General features: G+C 61.7%; 15 protein-coding genes. 13 read left to right on the top strand and 2 right to left on the bottom strand.

Annotation, left to right across the window (positions count from 1 at the left end; translation table 11 throughout):
- The first annotated feature begins 218 nt into the window (after positions 1–218).
- The 10 genes from AB6Q56_RS01970 to AB6Q56_RS02015 all read left to right on the top strand — a co-directional run bounded on the left by AB6Q56_RS01970 (position 219) and on the right by AB6Q56_RS02015 (position 8531).
- Positions 219–395, top strand: coding sequence for a hypothetical protein (locus AB6Q56_RS01970; protein WP_434515523.1), 177 nt, complete (start codon positions 219–221; stop codon positions 393–395).
- Between the two features lie 340 nt (positions 396–735).
- Positions 736–1044 carry a BufA1 family periplasmic bufferin-type metallophore gene (locus AB6Q56_RS01975; RefSeq protein WP_434515524.1) on the top strand — a complete coding sequence of 103 codons (309 nt, stop codon included), beginning with the start codon at positions 736–738 and terminating at the stop codon, positions 1042–1044.
- A gap of 285 nt (positions 1045–1329) precedes the next feature.
- A complete protein-coding gene (locus AB6Q56_RS01980) occupies positions 1330–2940 on the top strand; it encodes a methyl-accepting chemotaxis protein (protein WP_434515525.1) in 1611 nt (536 codons plus the stop codon).
- Positions 2941–2943: 3 nt separating this feature from the next.
- Positions 2944–4122, top strand: coding sequence for a diguanylate cyclase domain-containing protein (locus AB6Q56_RS01985; RefSeq protein WP_434515526.1), 1179 nt, complete (start codon positions 2944–2946; stop codon positions 4120–4122).
- A gap of 24 nt (positions 4123–4146) precedes the next feature.
- Positions 4147–5076 carry a putative bifunctional diguanylate cyclase/phosphodiesterase gene (locus tag AB6Q56_RS01990; protein ID WP_434515527.1) on the top strand — a complete coding sequence of 310 codons (930 nt, stop codon included), beginning with the start codon at positions 4147–4149 and terminating at the stop codon, positions 5074–5076.
- A gap of 185 nt (positions 5077–5261) precedes the next feature.
- The gene (locus AB6Q56_RS01995) at positions 5262–5570 is read left to right on the top strand and encodes a BufA1 family periplasmic bufferin-type metallophore (protein ID WP_434515528.1); all 309 of its coding nucleotides are present in this window, start codon (positions 5262–5264) and stop codon (positions 5568–5570) included.
- Between the two features lie 94 nt (positions 5571–5664).
- Positions 5665–6540, top strand: coding sequence for an MNIO family bufferin maturase (bufB, locus tag AB6Q56_RS02000; protein WP_434515529.1), 876 nt, complete (start codon positions 5665–5667; stop codon positions 6538–6540).
- Entirely contained in the window at positions 6537–7307 is a 771-nt protein-coding gene (locus AB6Q56_RS02005; RefSeq protein ID WP_434515530.1) for an HvfC/BufC N-terminal domain-containing protein, read from the top strand. Before bufB ends, AB6Q56_RS02005 begins: the two co-directional genes overlap by 4 nt.
- An 8-nt stretch (positions 7308–7315) precedes the next feature.
- Positions 7316–7813 carry a DoxX family protein gene (locus tag AB6Q56_RS02010; protein ID WP_434515531.1) on the top strand — a complete coding sequence of 166 codons (498 nt, stop codon included), beginning with the start codon at positions 7316–7318 and terminating at the stop codon, positions 7811–7813.
- 97 nt (positions 7814–7910) lie between these two features.
- Positions 7911–8531, top strand: a complete 621-nt coding sequence (locus AB6Q56_RS02015) for a hypothetical protein (protein WP_434515532.1) — start codon at positions 7911–7913, stop codon at positions 8529–8531.
- 31 nt (positions 8532–8562) lie between these two features.
- On the opposite strand, the gene tyrS is transcribed toward AB6Q56_RS02015, so the two are convergent.
- Both tyrS and AB6Q56_RS02025 read right to left on the bottom strand, forming a co-directional pair.
- Complete coding sequence (tyrS, locus tag AB6Q56_RS02020; RefSeq protein WP_434515533.1) at positions 8563–9837, bottom strand: tyrosine--tRNA ligase; 1275 nt, start codon at positions 9835–9837, stop codon at positions 8563–8565.
- A gap of 100 nt (positions 9838–9937) precedes the next feature.
- The gene (locus AB6Q56_RS02025) at positions 9938–10285 is read right to left on the bottom strand and encodes a hypothetical protein (protein ID WP_434515534.1); all 348 of its coding nucleotides are present in this window, start codon (positions 10283–10285) and stop codon (positions 9938–9940) included.
- 512 nt (positions 10286–10797) lie between these two features.
- Between AB6Q56_RS02025 and AB6Q56_RS02030 the strand changes: the two genes are divergently transcribed.
- From AB6Q56_RS02030 to AB6Q56_RS02040, 3 genes are all read left to right on the top strand, one after another.
- A complete protein-coding gene (locus tag AB6Q56_RS02030) occupies positions 10798–12006 on the top strand; it encodes an RtcB family protein (RefSeq protein ID WP_434515535.1) in 1209 nt (402 codons plus the stop codon).
- 3 nt (positions 12007–12009) lie between these two features.
- Positions 12010–12213, top strand: a complete 204-nt coding sequence (locus tag AB6Q56_RS02035) for a hypothetical protein (protein WP_434515536.1) — start codon at positions 12010–12012, stop codon at positions 12211–12213.
- Positions 12214–12373: 160 nt separating this feature from the next.
- Positions 12374–13345 (top strand): hypothetical protein, encoded by a 972-nt coding sequence (locus AB6Q56_RS02040; protein ID WP_434515537.1) that lies wholly within the window; start codon positions 12374–12376, stop codon positions 13343–13345.
- Positions 13346–13402: the final 57 nt, after the last annotated feature.

Raw genomic sequence — 13402 nt, forward strand, 5'->3', positions numbered from 1 at the left:
TAAACTTTCTTGCATCGATCTTGGCTTTGTGTGTCAGTTTTAGTCGTTTAAAAACAATTGAATAGGGAATTTTTTGGCCTTGCCGGAGGGCAAGTGGGGAGCCGTGGGTACCCGTTCTTTGACGGCATGGTCGTTGGCGTGACTTTTCTCACGGAAGATTTTTCCGGGCATGGCTAGCATGCAAACCATATCAACAAATTCGAAAGGCGGGGTCGGTCATGTCCGTTGCTATCGAAGTCAAAACGCCCAATGGTGGCTGGTTTCAGCTGGTGGATGGTGTCAAGGAAAGCGGTGAGCTGGTCGAGGAATGGGTCGATCTCGCCCGCGAGCTCTATCCGGCCAGCGAGGTGCGCGTTGTCGAAGCACCGCAGCTCTCGGTCTCCACCCGGCACTGATCCGGGCCAGACAAAAAAGCGCAAAACCCCGGCACCTCCACAGGAGGGCCGGGGTTTTTTCTTGGCGCGCCCCGCTCGCCTCCTTGCAAGGGGAAGTGAAAGCACGAGGCAGCGAGATGACTGCCTGCCCGTATCAGATCGACAACAAGATTGCTTTCCATCAGTGCCAGCGCTTTCGGCATAGGGCAGCGCTTTTTTGGGGCAGGCATTTCTGCCTGTAAGAATTTGCATTGTCGTCCGACTAATAGGCGCGCGACCTTTTTGTCGCCACGCCGTTGACTGCCCCGACACGGTACGAACATGAGATCGGGGCATTTTGTTCATCAAGGGAGAATCGACCATGCACCATCAATCCGCACGCAATATTTCCGCTGCCGCCCTCGCGCTGGCCCTGGGCGCCGCCCTGACTGTTGCCGCAGCGCCGGTTGCTGCCGCCGACGGCGCGAAGGAAAAATGCTACGGCGTCGCGCTCAAGGGTAAGAACGACTGCAAGGCCGGAGCCGGGACTTCTTGCGCCGGAACTTCGGCGCGGGATCATCAAGGCAATGCATGGACCTACGTTCCTGCCGGCACGTGCGTCAAGACGGCGTCGCCGAGCTCGCCGACCGGTTTTGGCCAGTTGAAGGAGTTCGCCGAGAAAAAGGCTTGATACCTGAACCGCGCCGCACGCCCGATAGGGCGGCGGCATTCCGGGGCGGATTGCTTGCCGTCGGAGCAATTGAAGGTTTGCATCTGTCTCGGTGAGGCATTCGATGTGCAGCCTCCTTCTGGGCACAGTCTGTTTGCCCCGCAAGCCATTCCTGACAACTCCCCGAACAGCGGTGTTCGGGGAGGCGGTTTTTATCTACTTATGAGGGCACACGGCATCCGTTTGCCCTCTCTCCATCGCTGGCAGGCCCAGCGCCTGCGGCCCGAGGCCGGAAAGTGATTGGTCATGCGTATCGGAAAACGCCTCTCCATCAGTTATTTGATCCTCTTGTCCTGCCTGGCCAGCATTGCTCTGCTCAGCGTATTGCGCCTGGATGCGATTACCGTGACCAACCGTGAGGTCATCGAAGGCGACGCGGTACGTGCCGAGCTCGCCAATCGCATCAACCTGCATGCGGAAAGCGCCGCCGGACGTTTGGCCTTGCTCTTCGTACTGGACGACCGCGAACTACGGGTGCAGACCTACAGGGAAATCGATGGCCACAACGCCGCCATGAACAGTGCGCTCGAAGAGTTGAAGCCGCTGCTGGCGCAAGACCAGGGCAGCGGTGCGCTGGATCGGCTGATCAAGCTGCGCAGCGACTACGAGCATGAATTTACCGCCACGGTGGAAGAGATTGAAGGCGGCGAACGCGCCAGCGCAGCGCGTCGCATGGCCGGCAGCACCCGCCACCGTCTCAACGCCTTGCTCGACGAGACCGCCCTGCTGGCGAAATCGCAACATCAATCGATGATGCAACGCCAGGCGGCATCGGTGGAGTCGGCCAACGCCGCCAAATTGTTGGTGCTGCTGATTGCCATTGCCGCGCTGGCGGTCGGGATATTGATGGCTTGGCTGATCACCCGCAGTATCACCGCGCCGATGCACGCCGCCGTCGCTGCCGTTGCCCGTATCGCCAGCGGCGACCTGAACAGCGAAATACCGCGCCAGGGCAGCGACGAAATCGCCCAGTTGCTCAACGATATGGAGCAGATGCGGCAAAGCCTGCGGCGAGTCATTCAAGTCATTCATACCAGTGTTGCCGATGTCAGCACCGCTGGCGAGGCACTCAGCCAACCCGCTATCCGGGTTACGCGCGAATCAAACGAGCAACACGAGCTCGCCAATCGTATCCAGCAGTCGATCAGCCATTTCGCGCACAGCGCGCAAAGTATGGCCGAGCGCGTGCAAACGGTGCGCGAGGAGGCGCAAGCCGCCCGCGACATGGCGCAGCAAGGCGCCAACGACATCGTTGTCGCCGCCGGCGAGGTTTCGCAAATTGCCGCCGCCGTGGCCGAATCCGCGCGCTCGGTGGAAACGCTGAGCCAGAGCGCCAAACGCGTCGCCACTACCGTCTCGGTCATCAAGGAGATTGCCGACCAGACGAACCTGCTGGCACTCAATGCCTCGATCGAAGCGGCACGCGCCGGCGAAAGCGGTCGTGGTTTTGCCGTCGTCGCCGACGAAGTGCGCAAACTCGCCAATCGTACTGCCGATGCCACTCGCGAAATCGATGAGGTCATTGCCACCATTGCAATGCAGACCGCCAAAGCCAGTGCCGATATCGATGCCGGTCGCAGCGGCATGGAAAAAGGCAACGCCTTGATCCGCTCGATCGTGGCGCCGTTGGGGGAACTGCGCGATGGTGCCCAGGCTTCGTTGAACGGGCTAGACGCACTCAACAAGGTTGCTCAGCTACAAGCAGCCGAAAGTCAGACCATCGCCGCCAGTGCCGACGAGATCGTCGCCAAGGCGAGCAGCAATACCGCCGCTGCGAAGGAGGTCGACCACATCACGCACGCCTTGGGTCGGATGGCGAGCAGCCTGCAGACCTCGGTTAACCTCTTCAGGATGTAGACCATGCGCTTCAGCTGCCTTTCGCTACGCAAGCGCTTGTTCATCGCCGTGGCGCCGGGGTTGATCCTGCTGGCGGTTGTTGTCGCACTCGCCTACCAGGGCTTTCAATCGATCAGCCACAGCACCAGCATGCTGGTTGACCGTCAGGCGCGACAAGCCTTTCTCGCCGAACGTGCCAACGAGCATACGCTGCAGGCGGCGCATCATCTGCTACGTCTTCTGCTGACGCAGGAACGCAAAAGTCGTGTCCCGCTGTATGCCGCGATGGATGCTGCTCTCAACACCGCCGACCAGGCATTGTTGCAGCTCGTAAACGCGGAGGGGGAGAGCGCTACCGCCAATATTTCACGCTTGCAAACCTTGCGCCAAGCCTATGGTGTGGCCTTTCAGGAAACGGTCGAGCAGATCGAGCTGGGAGGCCCGATCTCGGCGATCCATCATTTTGAAAGGCAGACCGAGCCACTGCTGCGGGAATTGCTCAGCGCCACTGCCGAATTTTCTATCGCCCAGCAAGATGCCATGCAAAGCGAGGTCGATCGGCTTACCGCCGAAGCCGCTCGCGATCAGGCCAATATCATCGCCATCGGCCTGTTGGCCCTGCTGCTCGGGGCGCTCGTTTCCGGCCTGCTCGCTACCGGCATTGCCCGCCCGGTCAATCAGGCGGCGGAGATCGCCGAAAAAATCGCCGGCGGCGATTACAGCATCCCGATTGCAGCACCCGGTCACGACGAACTCAGCAGCATGTTGCGCGCCATCGACACGATGCGCTTGCGCATCGGTGAACGGGAGGCCCATATCCGGCGCATCGCCTACGTCGACGAACTTACTGACCTCGCCAATCGCGCCCGTTTCGTCGAAGACTTTGCGACCCGCCATTGGCGCGGTGGGGCCATGCTGATACTCGACATCGACCGTTTCACGATGATCAACCAGGCGCTTGGCCATGCCATTGGCGACGAACTGCTGCGGGCCGTCGCCCGGCGTTTGCAGGCGGTGCTTGCCGAGCATGATTTGCTGGCCCGCTTGTGGGGCGACGAGTTCGCCATGTTGCTCTGCGGTGCCGATATCGACAGCGCCATGGCGACGGCGAACCGCATCCGCGATGTCCTGCGCGAACCGATAGAAATCGCTGGCCAGTCGATCGATCTCGACGCCAGCATTGGTGTTGTCCGCATCCCCTAAGGCGACATCGATCTGACCCGCCTGATGCGGCAAGCCGACCTGGCCCTGCGCCAGGCCAAACAACTGCACGCCGGCGTGGCTCTGGCCCGCGACGAGGTCAAGCCGCCTTCGCACGAGCAGCTATCCTTGATCGGCGATATGCGCAATGCACTGATGCAAGGGCAATTTCTCCCCTACTACCAGCCAAAGGCGGACCTCCAGACGGGGCGCATCGTCGGTGCCGAGGCTTTGATCCGATGGCAGCATCCCGAGCGTGGGTTGGTACCCCCGGGCAAATTCATCCCCTTTGCCGAACAAACGGGATTTATTCGCGAAATCACGACCTGGCTCGTCCGCCGCGTCATCAAGGATGCTGCCCATTGGCATCGCGAGGGGAGGGGGCTCGTCATATCCGTCAATATCTCGACGCTCGATTTGCTCAACCCGACGTTGATCGAAATCATCATCGACGAACTCGAACAAAGCGGCCTGCCGGCTCCGGCGCTCTGCCTGGAGATCACCGAGAGTGCGTTGATGCATGACCCCGCGCAAGCGCTGGCTGCACTTAACCGGCTCGCCGCCTACGGCATTCTGATATCCATCGACGATTACGGTTCCGGCCAGGCATCGCTGGCCTATGTCCGCGATTTGCCGGTCAACGAACTCAAGATCGACCGCGAGTTCGTCAGCGGCGTCGACCACGCTCCGCGCAACGCCGCCATCGTCCGCTCGACGCTGCTGTTATGCCGCGAACTCCAACTCAAGGTCGTCGCCGAGGGGGCGGAACGCGCTGAGGAAGTTGCTTGGCTGCGTGCCAACCGCTGCGACATCGTGCAAGGCTACGTTATCGCCAAACCGCTGCCCAAAACCGATTTCGAGCAACTGCTGGCAAAGCCTCCGGGGCATGGGGAATCAACGGACGGCCGCCGCCAAGATTCGTTGCCTGAGCTTGGCCGGCCGCTCCCAAATGCGTAGTGTCCGTCGGGGTGCTGCCTCCTTCCGCCGTGCTTGTTTTTGTCCGGCCTTTCCGCGTGTAAGGATTTTCGTTGTCGTCCGACTAATGGGTGCAAGCGACCTTTTTGGGGCGCGATGCCGTTGATTGCCCCGGGACGGCACAAGCATGAGATCGGAGCATTTTGTTCATCAAAGGAGAATCAAACATGCATCAACAATCCGCACGCAATATTTCCGCTGCCGCCCTCGCGCTGGCCCTGGGCGCCGCCCTGACTGTTGCCGCAGCGCCGGTCGCCGCCGCCGACGGCGCGAAGGAAAAGTGCTACGGCGTCGCGCTCAAGGGCAAGAACGACTGCAAGGCCGGGGCCGGGACTTCCTGCGCCGGGACTTCGGCACGGGATCATCAAGGCAATGCCTGGACCTTCGTTCCTGCCGGTACGTGCGTCAAGACAGTATCGCCGAGCTCGCCGACCGGTTTTGGCCAGTTGAAGGAATTCGCCGAGAAAAAGGCTTGATACCTGTACCGAGCCGCAAGCCGAACGACCGAAGGGTCGGCGGCTTGTCGCGGGTTTAACTCGGCGCAAGTCGATTCATTCCGGAGTGATTGTCATGAACCATCGTGCTATTTCCGTGCCGACGAACAGTCTGCCAGCGTCGGCCGGCATCGGCCTCAAGCCGGAGCACTTCCTCGATATTCTCGACCAGCGTCCCGATCTGGGATTTTTCGAAATCCACGCCGAAAACTATATGGTGCCGGGCGGTCCGTTTCATTACTACCTCGGACGCATTCGCGCCGATTACGCGCTATCGGTGCATGGTGTCGGACTTTCCATCGGGAGTCCCGCTCCGCTCGACGAAGCGCATCTGGACCGACTGGCCGAGCTGCTGGCCCGCTATCAACCGGAATCGTTTTCCGAGCACCTGGCGTGGTCTACGCATGATGGTCACTATCTGAGCGATCTGCTGCCCGCTCCGTTCAATGCCGCGACGCTGGCGCGGGTTTGCGAGCATATCGACCGGGTGCAGGAGCGCCTGAAGCGCCGGATGCTGCTGGAGAATCCATCGACTTATGTCGAGTTCTCGGCTTCCGACATGAGCGAAGCGGCATTCATCGGCGAAGTCGTTCGTCGCACCGGCTGCGGCCTCTTGCTTGATGTCAATAATGCCTACGTCTCCTGCACGAATCATGGCCGTGATCCGCTGGAATACTTGCGACAGCTGCCGCTGTCGGCTGTCGGGGAGATCCACCTGGCCGGTTTTGCGCGCGAGTGCGACAGCCTGGGCGCGCCCTTGCTGATCGACAGCCACGGGGCGCCGGTGGCGCAGGCGGTGTGGGATCTGTACGACGAGGCCCTGGCCTTGATCGGGCCGGTCGCGACCTTGCTGGAACGCGATAACGACATTCCGCCCTTTGCCGTATTGCATGCCGAGGCGAATGCCGCTCAACAAAAACTGGCGCGGCTTCAACGCAAGGTGGCGGCATGACGACGATTCGCTTTGACGACGATTTTGCCGCCGCCCTGCTCGATCCGGCGCGCCCGACGCCGGCTGGCTTGACGGCCTGGAATGGCTCCGATCCGGCGCAGCGTTTTGCGGTCTATCGCAATAACGTTACCGTTGCGCTGATCGATGCTGTCGCGGATACCTTCCCGGTGACGCGCGAATTGGTCGGCGACGACTTCTTTCGTGCCATGGCCCGCGAGTTCGTTCGCGCCGAGCCGCCGGATTCACCTGTCCTGGCATGGTATGGCGAGACGTTTCCGGCCTTTGTCGAACGTTTTGGGCCGGCAGCTTCTGTCCCCTACCTGGCCGATGTCGCGCGTCTGGAGTATGCCCGCGTGCAGGCCTTCCACGCGCCGGACAGCAGGGTTCCAGGAAATGACGAAATCGCAACGCTGCTGGCCGATCCGGAGCGGCTCGCCCGTACCGGCATCGTGCTTGCGCCGTCTGTCGGCCTGTTGCGCTCGCCGTGGGCGATTGTCAGCGTGTGGAGTGCGCACCAAGGCATGGGCGATCTCGCCGATATCGATCCCGAGCGGCCGGAAAATGCGCTGGTCAGCCGTTGCCGGCAGCAGGTCGAAGTCCGCTCCCTGACGCAGGGCGACGCCGCCTTTGTTCATCGTCTGGCTGCCGGGGATACCCTGGAGGAGGCCACGCGACAGGCGAACGAACTACCCGGTTTCGAGCTGACCGGCATTCTGGGCGTATTGCTCGCGGCTGGGGCAGTTTCCGATTTTCATACCTCTTGTTGAGTCACGTGATGCATAACTTCACTTTGCGCGCGGTCGCCTGGCTGCAAGCCATTCCCGATACGCTCATTGCCTTGCTTGGGCGTTTTTCGATCGCTGCCGTCTTCTGGGTTTCCGGCCAGACCAAGATCGAAGGTTTCCGTCTCAACATCGTGAGCGGTGAGTTCGTCCCCGGCTGGCCACGGCTGGCAGATTCGACGGTCGACTTGTTCCGCGAGGAGTACCGGCTGCCGCTGATCTCGCCGGAAATCGCCGCTCCGCTCGCCGCATTCGCCGAACATTTTTTCCCGCTGCTACTCCTGATCGGACTGGCCACCCGTTTTTCGGCTTTGTCGCTGCTGTTCATGACTATGGTGATCCAGGTTTTCGTTTATCCCGACGCTTATTCCGTACATGGCGTCTGGGCAACCGTTTTGCTCTACCTCGTCGCCCGGGGGCCGGGGGCGATTTCGGTCGACGCCTTGCTTTGCCATCAGTGCGAAGGCGGGAGAGCCAGGCACGAGACATGAATGTTCCCGCAGCATCGTGCTGTCGGCATTTGCCGCAGCTCGATTTGAAGCGCTGGACATTTGAGGATGCGTCGCTATCAACGATTGGAGAGAAACAGTGAACAAAAACCGACTGGTTGCCGCCTTCCTGTTCATCGGTGCCCTGGCTGGATTGGGATCATGGACGCTATACGAGGCTTCGGCCAATCTCCCGGATGAAGCCGCGATTGATCTCCAGGTCCGGCGCGTTGCAATTGCCGAAAGCCTGCTCAAACACGCCAAGGATGCTTCGGCACCGGTTGTCCAGCTTTTACTGGCGAGCGAACGCGAGCAGCGCGTCCGGCTGTACACCCAGATCGACCGGGCCAACGCAGCGGCCGACGAGGATCTGAAAATGTTGGCGACGCTTGGTGTTCAGCCCGATACACGGTGGCGCGCGGAAATGCTGTCCGAGCAGCGGATGAATTACGATGCCCGGTATACCGCAGCCGTCGAGGAAATCGAACGCAGCGGCGCCCAGGAAGCCTTGGCCCAGTTCTGGACCGGAACACGCGACGCCCTGGGCGGGCTGGTCAAGGCCAGCGAAGGCGTTGTCGGCGAAGAGCAGCGCGCCTTGGCGGCCTTGCAGAATGCCCGGGACAAGGCCATCTCCAGTGGCCTGCGCTTCGTCGTGGCCGGCGGGCTGGCGATGTTGATCGCCTTTTTTGCCGGAAGGCTGAGCATCCGGCCGAATCCCTGATCGACCGAGATTTGAACCGTGCCTTCGGGTTCTATCGCCAGCTGATCAGGCCGTAATTCTTCTTGCCGCGGCGGAGGATGGTGAAGCGGCCATAGAGGCGCTCTTCGCCGGCGATCTGGTGATCGATGGCATCGGCCTTGGCGCCGTTGATGGCGACGCTGCCGCCCTGGATGAAGGTGCGGGCTTCCGTTTTCGATTTGGCGAGGCCGGCCGCGACCAGGGCGTCGATCAGGCTGCCGTTGGTGGCGTCGAGCTGCACGCCGGGCATGCCGTCCTGGGCCAGTTGTTCGAGGTCGTTTTCGGTCAGATCGGCCAGCTGGCCGGAGAACAGGCTCTCGGTGATGCGGCGGGCGGCCATCAGCGCCACTTCGCCATGCACCAGGCGGGTGGCTTCCTCGGCCAGGATGCGCTGGGCTTCCGGCTTGGTGCCGCTCGCCTTGTCGGTGGCCTCGATCTCGTCGATGCGGGCGACCGGCAGGAAGGTGAAGAACTTGAGGAACTTGTAGACGTCCGCGTCGCTGGTGTTCAGCCAGAACTGGTAGAAGGCGTACGGCGAGGTCTTCTTCGGGTCGAGCCACACGGCGCCTGATTCGGTCTTGCCGAACTTGGTGCCGTCGGCCTTGGTGATCAGCGGCACGGTCATGCCGTAGACCTGCTTCTGGTGCAGGCGGCGGGTCAGGTCGGTGCCGGCCGTGATGTTGCCCCACTGGTCGGAGCCGCCGACCTGCAGCGTGCAGCCGTGGCGTTTGTACAGTTCGGCGAAGTCGTAGCCCTGCAACAGGCTGTAGGAGAACTCGGTGTAGGAAATGCCCTGGTCTTCGCGGACCAGGCGCTGCTGCACCGATTCCTTCTTGATCATGGCATTGACCGAGAAGTGCTTGCCGATGTCGCGCAGGAACTCCAGGCAGTTCATGCCGCCGAACCAGTCGTAGTTGTTGGCCATGATGGCCGGGTTGTCGCCCTCGAAGGTGAGGAAGGGGGCGACTTGGCCCTTGATCTTGTCGACCCAGGAAGCGATCACGTCCGGCGTGTTGAGCTTGCGCTCGGTGGCCTTGAAGCTGGGGTCGCCGATCATGCCGGTGGCGCCGCCGACCAGCGCGATGGGCTTGTGGCCGGCTTCCTGGAAGCGCTTGAGAATGAGCACCGGCACCAGATGGCCGAGGTGCAGGCTGTCCGCCGTCGGATCGAAGCCGCAATACAACGTTACCGTCTCTTTGCCCAGCAGTTGGTCGAGCGTCTCGGCATCGGTCAACTGGGCGATCAGGCCACGGTCGTGCAGGTCCTGAAGCAGGGGGGACTGGTACATTGCGTTTTCTCCACGGGGCAGGCACGGCGAGGTGCCAAAAATTCGAACCCGCGATTTTAGCAGAGCAGGGACAAGACCGATGGAGATCGAAGACTAGGCGCTAAACGACGATATCGATAAAGCTGCCGATGCGCGATTGAGGCTGCATGGTGGAAGTTGCCATGGCGGGCGGGGCGGCGGTGCTCATGTTTCCGTTCAGGACGTTCTCCGGGGGCGCGCTTGTTCTCGGGGCCTGTCTCGCTTGGGAGGCTTGCGCAAGCCGCGCCTTGATCTGGCTGATTTGAACGGACAGCTCCTGTATTTTTTGCCGACCGTCGGCGGTGTTGGCCGTCGAACAATTGATGCAGGCCGACAATTCCCGTTCGTAACGGGTGAGCATCCCTTGCAGAGCTGGGGCCGGATCGGAGGTGACGGCAACGAAGCGGCTTATTCCAATGGACGGGATCATCGCGTGCTTTCCAAAATGTGGTTCCGCAATCCAGGGCGGGTTTCATTCTGTTTGTCGCACACGAACGAAGAATCTTACAGTCACGGCACTGCCCCCGGATACCGGCATCGGGAGCGCTGTTTGCCGCACACCTGCGATCGGTGCGGTGGCGAGGCGTAGGGTGGTCGTTCTGGACTGTTGTTTTTGTGCAACGTATGTTGCATAAATGCCTAATTTCTTGTTGACGAGGATGCTACTTGTCATGAAAATGGTCACTCGTTGTTTTGCAACCCATTCTTTCCCAGGAGGAAAAACCATGTCTGCACTGTTCGAGGTTTCCACGCGCTAAGCCGCAGGCATGCTTTTGCCCGGAGCGCGTTTCATGCGAATCCGGGCCGGGAAGATCCAAAACCCCCAGGCCATTGCCGGGGGTTTTTGTTTTTCCGAACCCGCCGACCGCAATAAAGGTCGGCCACGCCCGGATTCCTTCATGGCGGCCCTGTTGCCGCCGGCAAGTTATTCAAGGAATCAAAATGGGCATTCAACTGGAGCTCAACAAAGCGCGCGTTCCCGTCAAGATATGGACGCGCGATATCGAAACCGAAGCCATGCAGCAACTGCTCAATGTCGCTTCGCTTCCCATCGTGCATGGCCACGTCGCTGCCATGCCCGACGTGCACGCCGGTATCGGCGCCACCGTCGGCAGTGTCATTCCGACGCGTCAGGCGATCATCCCGGCGGCTGTCGGCGTCGACATCGGCTGCGGCATGAACGCGGTGCGTACCTCGCTGACGGCCGAGCAATTGCCGGACACCTTGCGCGGGCTGCGCATGGCGATCGAAGCCGCCGTGCCGCTCGGTTTCAACCAGCACGCGGCCAGCCGCATGCGGGGCAGTGCGCTGCAACGCCAGGGGCGGGGGCTGAACGACAGGCTGGATCGCATCGTCGGACGGCATCCCGGCCTGATGAAGATGCAGCGCCGTTTCAACGAAACCTGGCTGTGCCAGATCGGCACGCTGGGCGGCGGCAATCACTTCATCGAGCTGTGTCTGGACGAGGCGCGGCAGGTGTGGATCATGCTGCATTCCGGGTCGCGCGGCATCGGCAACGTCATCGGCCGCTATTTCATCGCCGCTGCGCAGAAGGACATGCGGCGGCATCAAGTACGGCTGCCGGATGCCGACCTGGCGTATTTCAGCGAAGGCTCGGCGCTGTTCGACGACTATGTCGAGGCCGTCGACTGGGCGCAGGACTACGCGTTGCTCAACCGGAACCGCCTGCTGGCGGCGGTGGTCGAGGCGATCAAGCCGCTGTTGCCCGGCTTCAGGCTGGAAAGCGAGGCGATCAATTGTCACCATAACTACGTCAGTCGGGAAAGCCACTTCGGCCACAGCCTGTTCATCACCCGCAAGGGGGCGATCTCGGCGCGCGACGGCGAGTTGGGCATCATCCCCGGCAGCATGGGGGCCAAGTCCTACATCGTGCGTGGCCTGGGCAATGCGCAATCGTATTGCTCCTGCTCGCACGGCGCCGGGCGACGCATGAGCCGTAGTGCGGCCAAACGGCGCTACAGCCGCTTCGACTTGGAAGCGCAGACGGCGGGCATCGAATGCCGCAAGGACGGCGGCGTGGTCGATGAACTGCCCGCCGCCTACAAGGACATCGACGCCGTGATGGACAACCAGCGCGATCTGGTCGAGGTCGTCCATACCTTGCGCCAAGTGCTGTGCGTGAAGGGGTGAGCCATGAGCAAGAAAGCCAAACTCGCCGCGCCGCTGATTCTTCCGCAAAGCCGCCCGCGCAACCCCGTGCTCGTCCCCGGCCTCACCCGCCGCGCCGGGCCGCACGGGGCCACGCGCAAAGCGAGCCGCCACAACATGCGCCAACGCACCCGGCAACTGCTCGATGAGCTATTGACGGGCGAGGTGGCGGAATTCGAGATCGATTGAAGCGCACCGCCCCTGCGCGGGCGCTTGTCAGCACACAAACACAGGGCCGGCGGCATCATGGGCCGCCCGCCATTTATTGAGGAGAAAGCCATGCACGCAGTCACTGCCTTCGTTTCGACAACTTCCGCAAATCCGTTCAAATCCTGTCGAGGAGTCCCGCATGGACAACGAAAGCGCCGACGAAGTCATCGCCTGCCTGGGCGATGAGCGACGCATTTTTCACTACTACCGCGACCGCTACAGCCTCGGCTTGTTGGGTCAATTGGCGCGGCAAGCCGGCGGACAGTTGCCGCTGAACCAGCTGCGCCAATCTTCCTGTGCCGGCCTGCTGCAAAAACCCCGCCTGCACCAGATGCTTGCCTCCCTCGGCAAGCAAGCCCTGAGCGAGGCTTTCATCGCCGGGCACGATCACGACCCGCAGCAGGAAGCCTTCGTGCTCGGCATCGCGCGCTGGGGTGGTGGCAGCTATCGCGCTCGCCGCCGCCAGCAGACCTCGCGTCCCGGCTGCAACCTGGTCCTGCAACTCAACCTGAGCCGCCGCCACGACGCGGACTATGCCCGCCTGGGCTGCGCGCCGGGGCTATTCAATTACCGGGGCCACCCGGTCTCCGGCAAGCGCAACACGCTGGCCTGGGCGCGCATCGATCTCGATTGGGCGAGCGATAGCGCCCTGATCGAGGAAATCCAGTCCGACTGGATACGCGACGTTGCCTGGCTGGCCGAGCGCTTGCAGAGAAAATTGCGGCGCGGAGCGCAGCTCGATTCGCCTGCCAAGCTCTATCGCCTCGATTGCTCCATCCGGACCGCGCTCGATTATTGCCGGCAAACCTTGGCCACCTACCGTCCGCTCTGGGACGAAGCCATGCTCTGGGCAGCCATCGGCTTCATCCGCGACGAACTGGGCGTGGCGCAAATCTACTACCACAGCGAACAAAGCGGCCGCCTGCTCAAGCGCATTACTGGCGGACTGCCGCCGCGCTCGCTTTACGCTGAGCTGCCGCGCCGCTTCTGCTTTAAGGAAACGCAGGAATTCCCCGAATTCCTGCTGCGCGAAGCGCAGGTGCGCAAGGAATTGAAAAGTCATCCCGACTTGAGCCTGTTCCATTTTGGGATGGATTCCCAATTGGCGTGATCGCCCGTGATCATGCTTGCTGGCGAGGCGGTCACGTGGTCATGAACGATCGTGCCG

Origin of the sequence: Dechloromonas sp. ARDL1 (genome assembly GCF_051122455.1) — a bacterium.
In the GTDB taxonomy this organism is placed as follows: domain Bacteria; phylum Pseudomonadota; class Gammaproteobacteria; order Burkholderiales; family Rhodocyclaceae; genus Azonexus.

Excerpts from the sequence above, each read along its gene's own strand:
- AB6Q56_RS02035 (WP_434515536.1), top strand. The coding sequence starts at position 12,010 with ATGAGCAAGAAAGCCAAACTCGCCGCGCCGCTGATTCTTCCGCAAAGC.
- AB6Q56_RS01985 (WP_434515526.1), top strand. The coding sequence starts at position 2,944 with ATGCGCTTCAGCTGCCTTTCGCTACGCAAGCGCTTGTTCATCGCCGTG.
- AB6Q56_RS02005 (WP_434515530.1), top strand. The coding sequence starts at position 6,537 with ATGACGACGATTCGCTTTGACGACGATTTTGCCGCCGCCCTGCTCGAT.
- AB6Q56_RS02030 (WP_434515535.1), top strand. The coding sequence starts at position 10,798 with ATGGGCATTCAACTGGAGCTCAACAAAGCGCGCGTTCCCGTCAAGATA.
- tyrS (WP_434515533.1), bottom strand. The coding sequence starts at position 9,837 with ATGTACCAGTCCCCCCTGCTTCAGGACCTGCACGACCGTGGCCTGATC.
- AB6Q56_RS01980 (WP_434515525.1), top strand. The coding sequence starts at position 1,330 with ATGCGTATCGGAAAACGCCTCTCCATCAGTTATTTGATCCTCTTGTCC.
- AB6Q56_RS02040 (WP_434515537.1), top strand. The coding sequence starts at position 12,374 with ATGGACAACGAAAGCGCCGACGAAGTCATCGCCTGCCTGGGCGATGAG.
- AB6Q56_RS01990 (WP_434515527.1), top strand. The coding sequence starts at position 4,147 with ATGCGGCAAGCCGACCTGGCCCTGCGCCAGGCCAAACAACTGCACGCC.
- AB6Q56_RS01975 (WP_434515524.1), top strand. The coding sequence starts at position 736 with ATGCACCATCAATCCGCACGCAATATTTCCGCTGCCGCCCTCGCGCTG.
- AB6Q56_RS02025 (WP_434515534.1), bottom strand. The coding sequence starts at position 10,285 with ATGATCCCGTCCATTGGAATAAGCCGCTTCGTTGCCGTCACCTCCGAT.
- bufB (WP_434515529.1), top strand. The coding sequence starts at position 5,665 with ATGAACCATCGTGCTATTTCCGTGCCGACGAACAGTCTGCCAGCGTCG.
- AB6Q56_RS02010 (WP_434515531.1), top strand. The coding sequence starts at position 7,316 with ATGCATAACTTCACTTTGCGCGCGGTCGCCTGGCTGCAAGCCATTCCC.
- AB6Q56_RS01995 (WP_434515528.1), top strand. The coding sequence starts at position 5,262 with ATGCATCAACAATCCGCACGCAATATTTCCGCTGCCGCCCTCGCGCTG.
- AB6Q56_RS01970 (WP_434515523.1), top strand. The coding sequence starts at position 219 with ATGTCCGTTGCTATCGAAGTCAAAACGCCCAATGGTGGCTGGTTTCAG.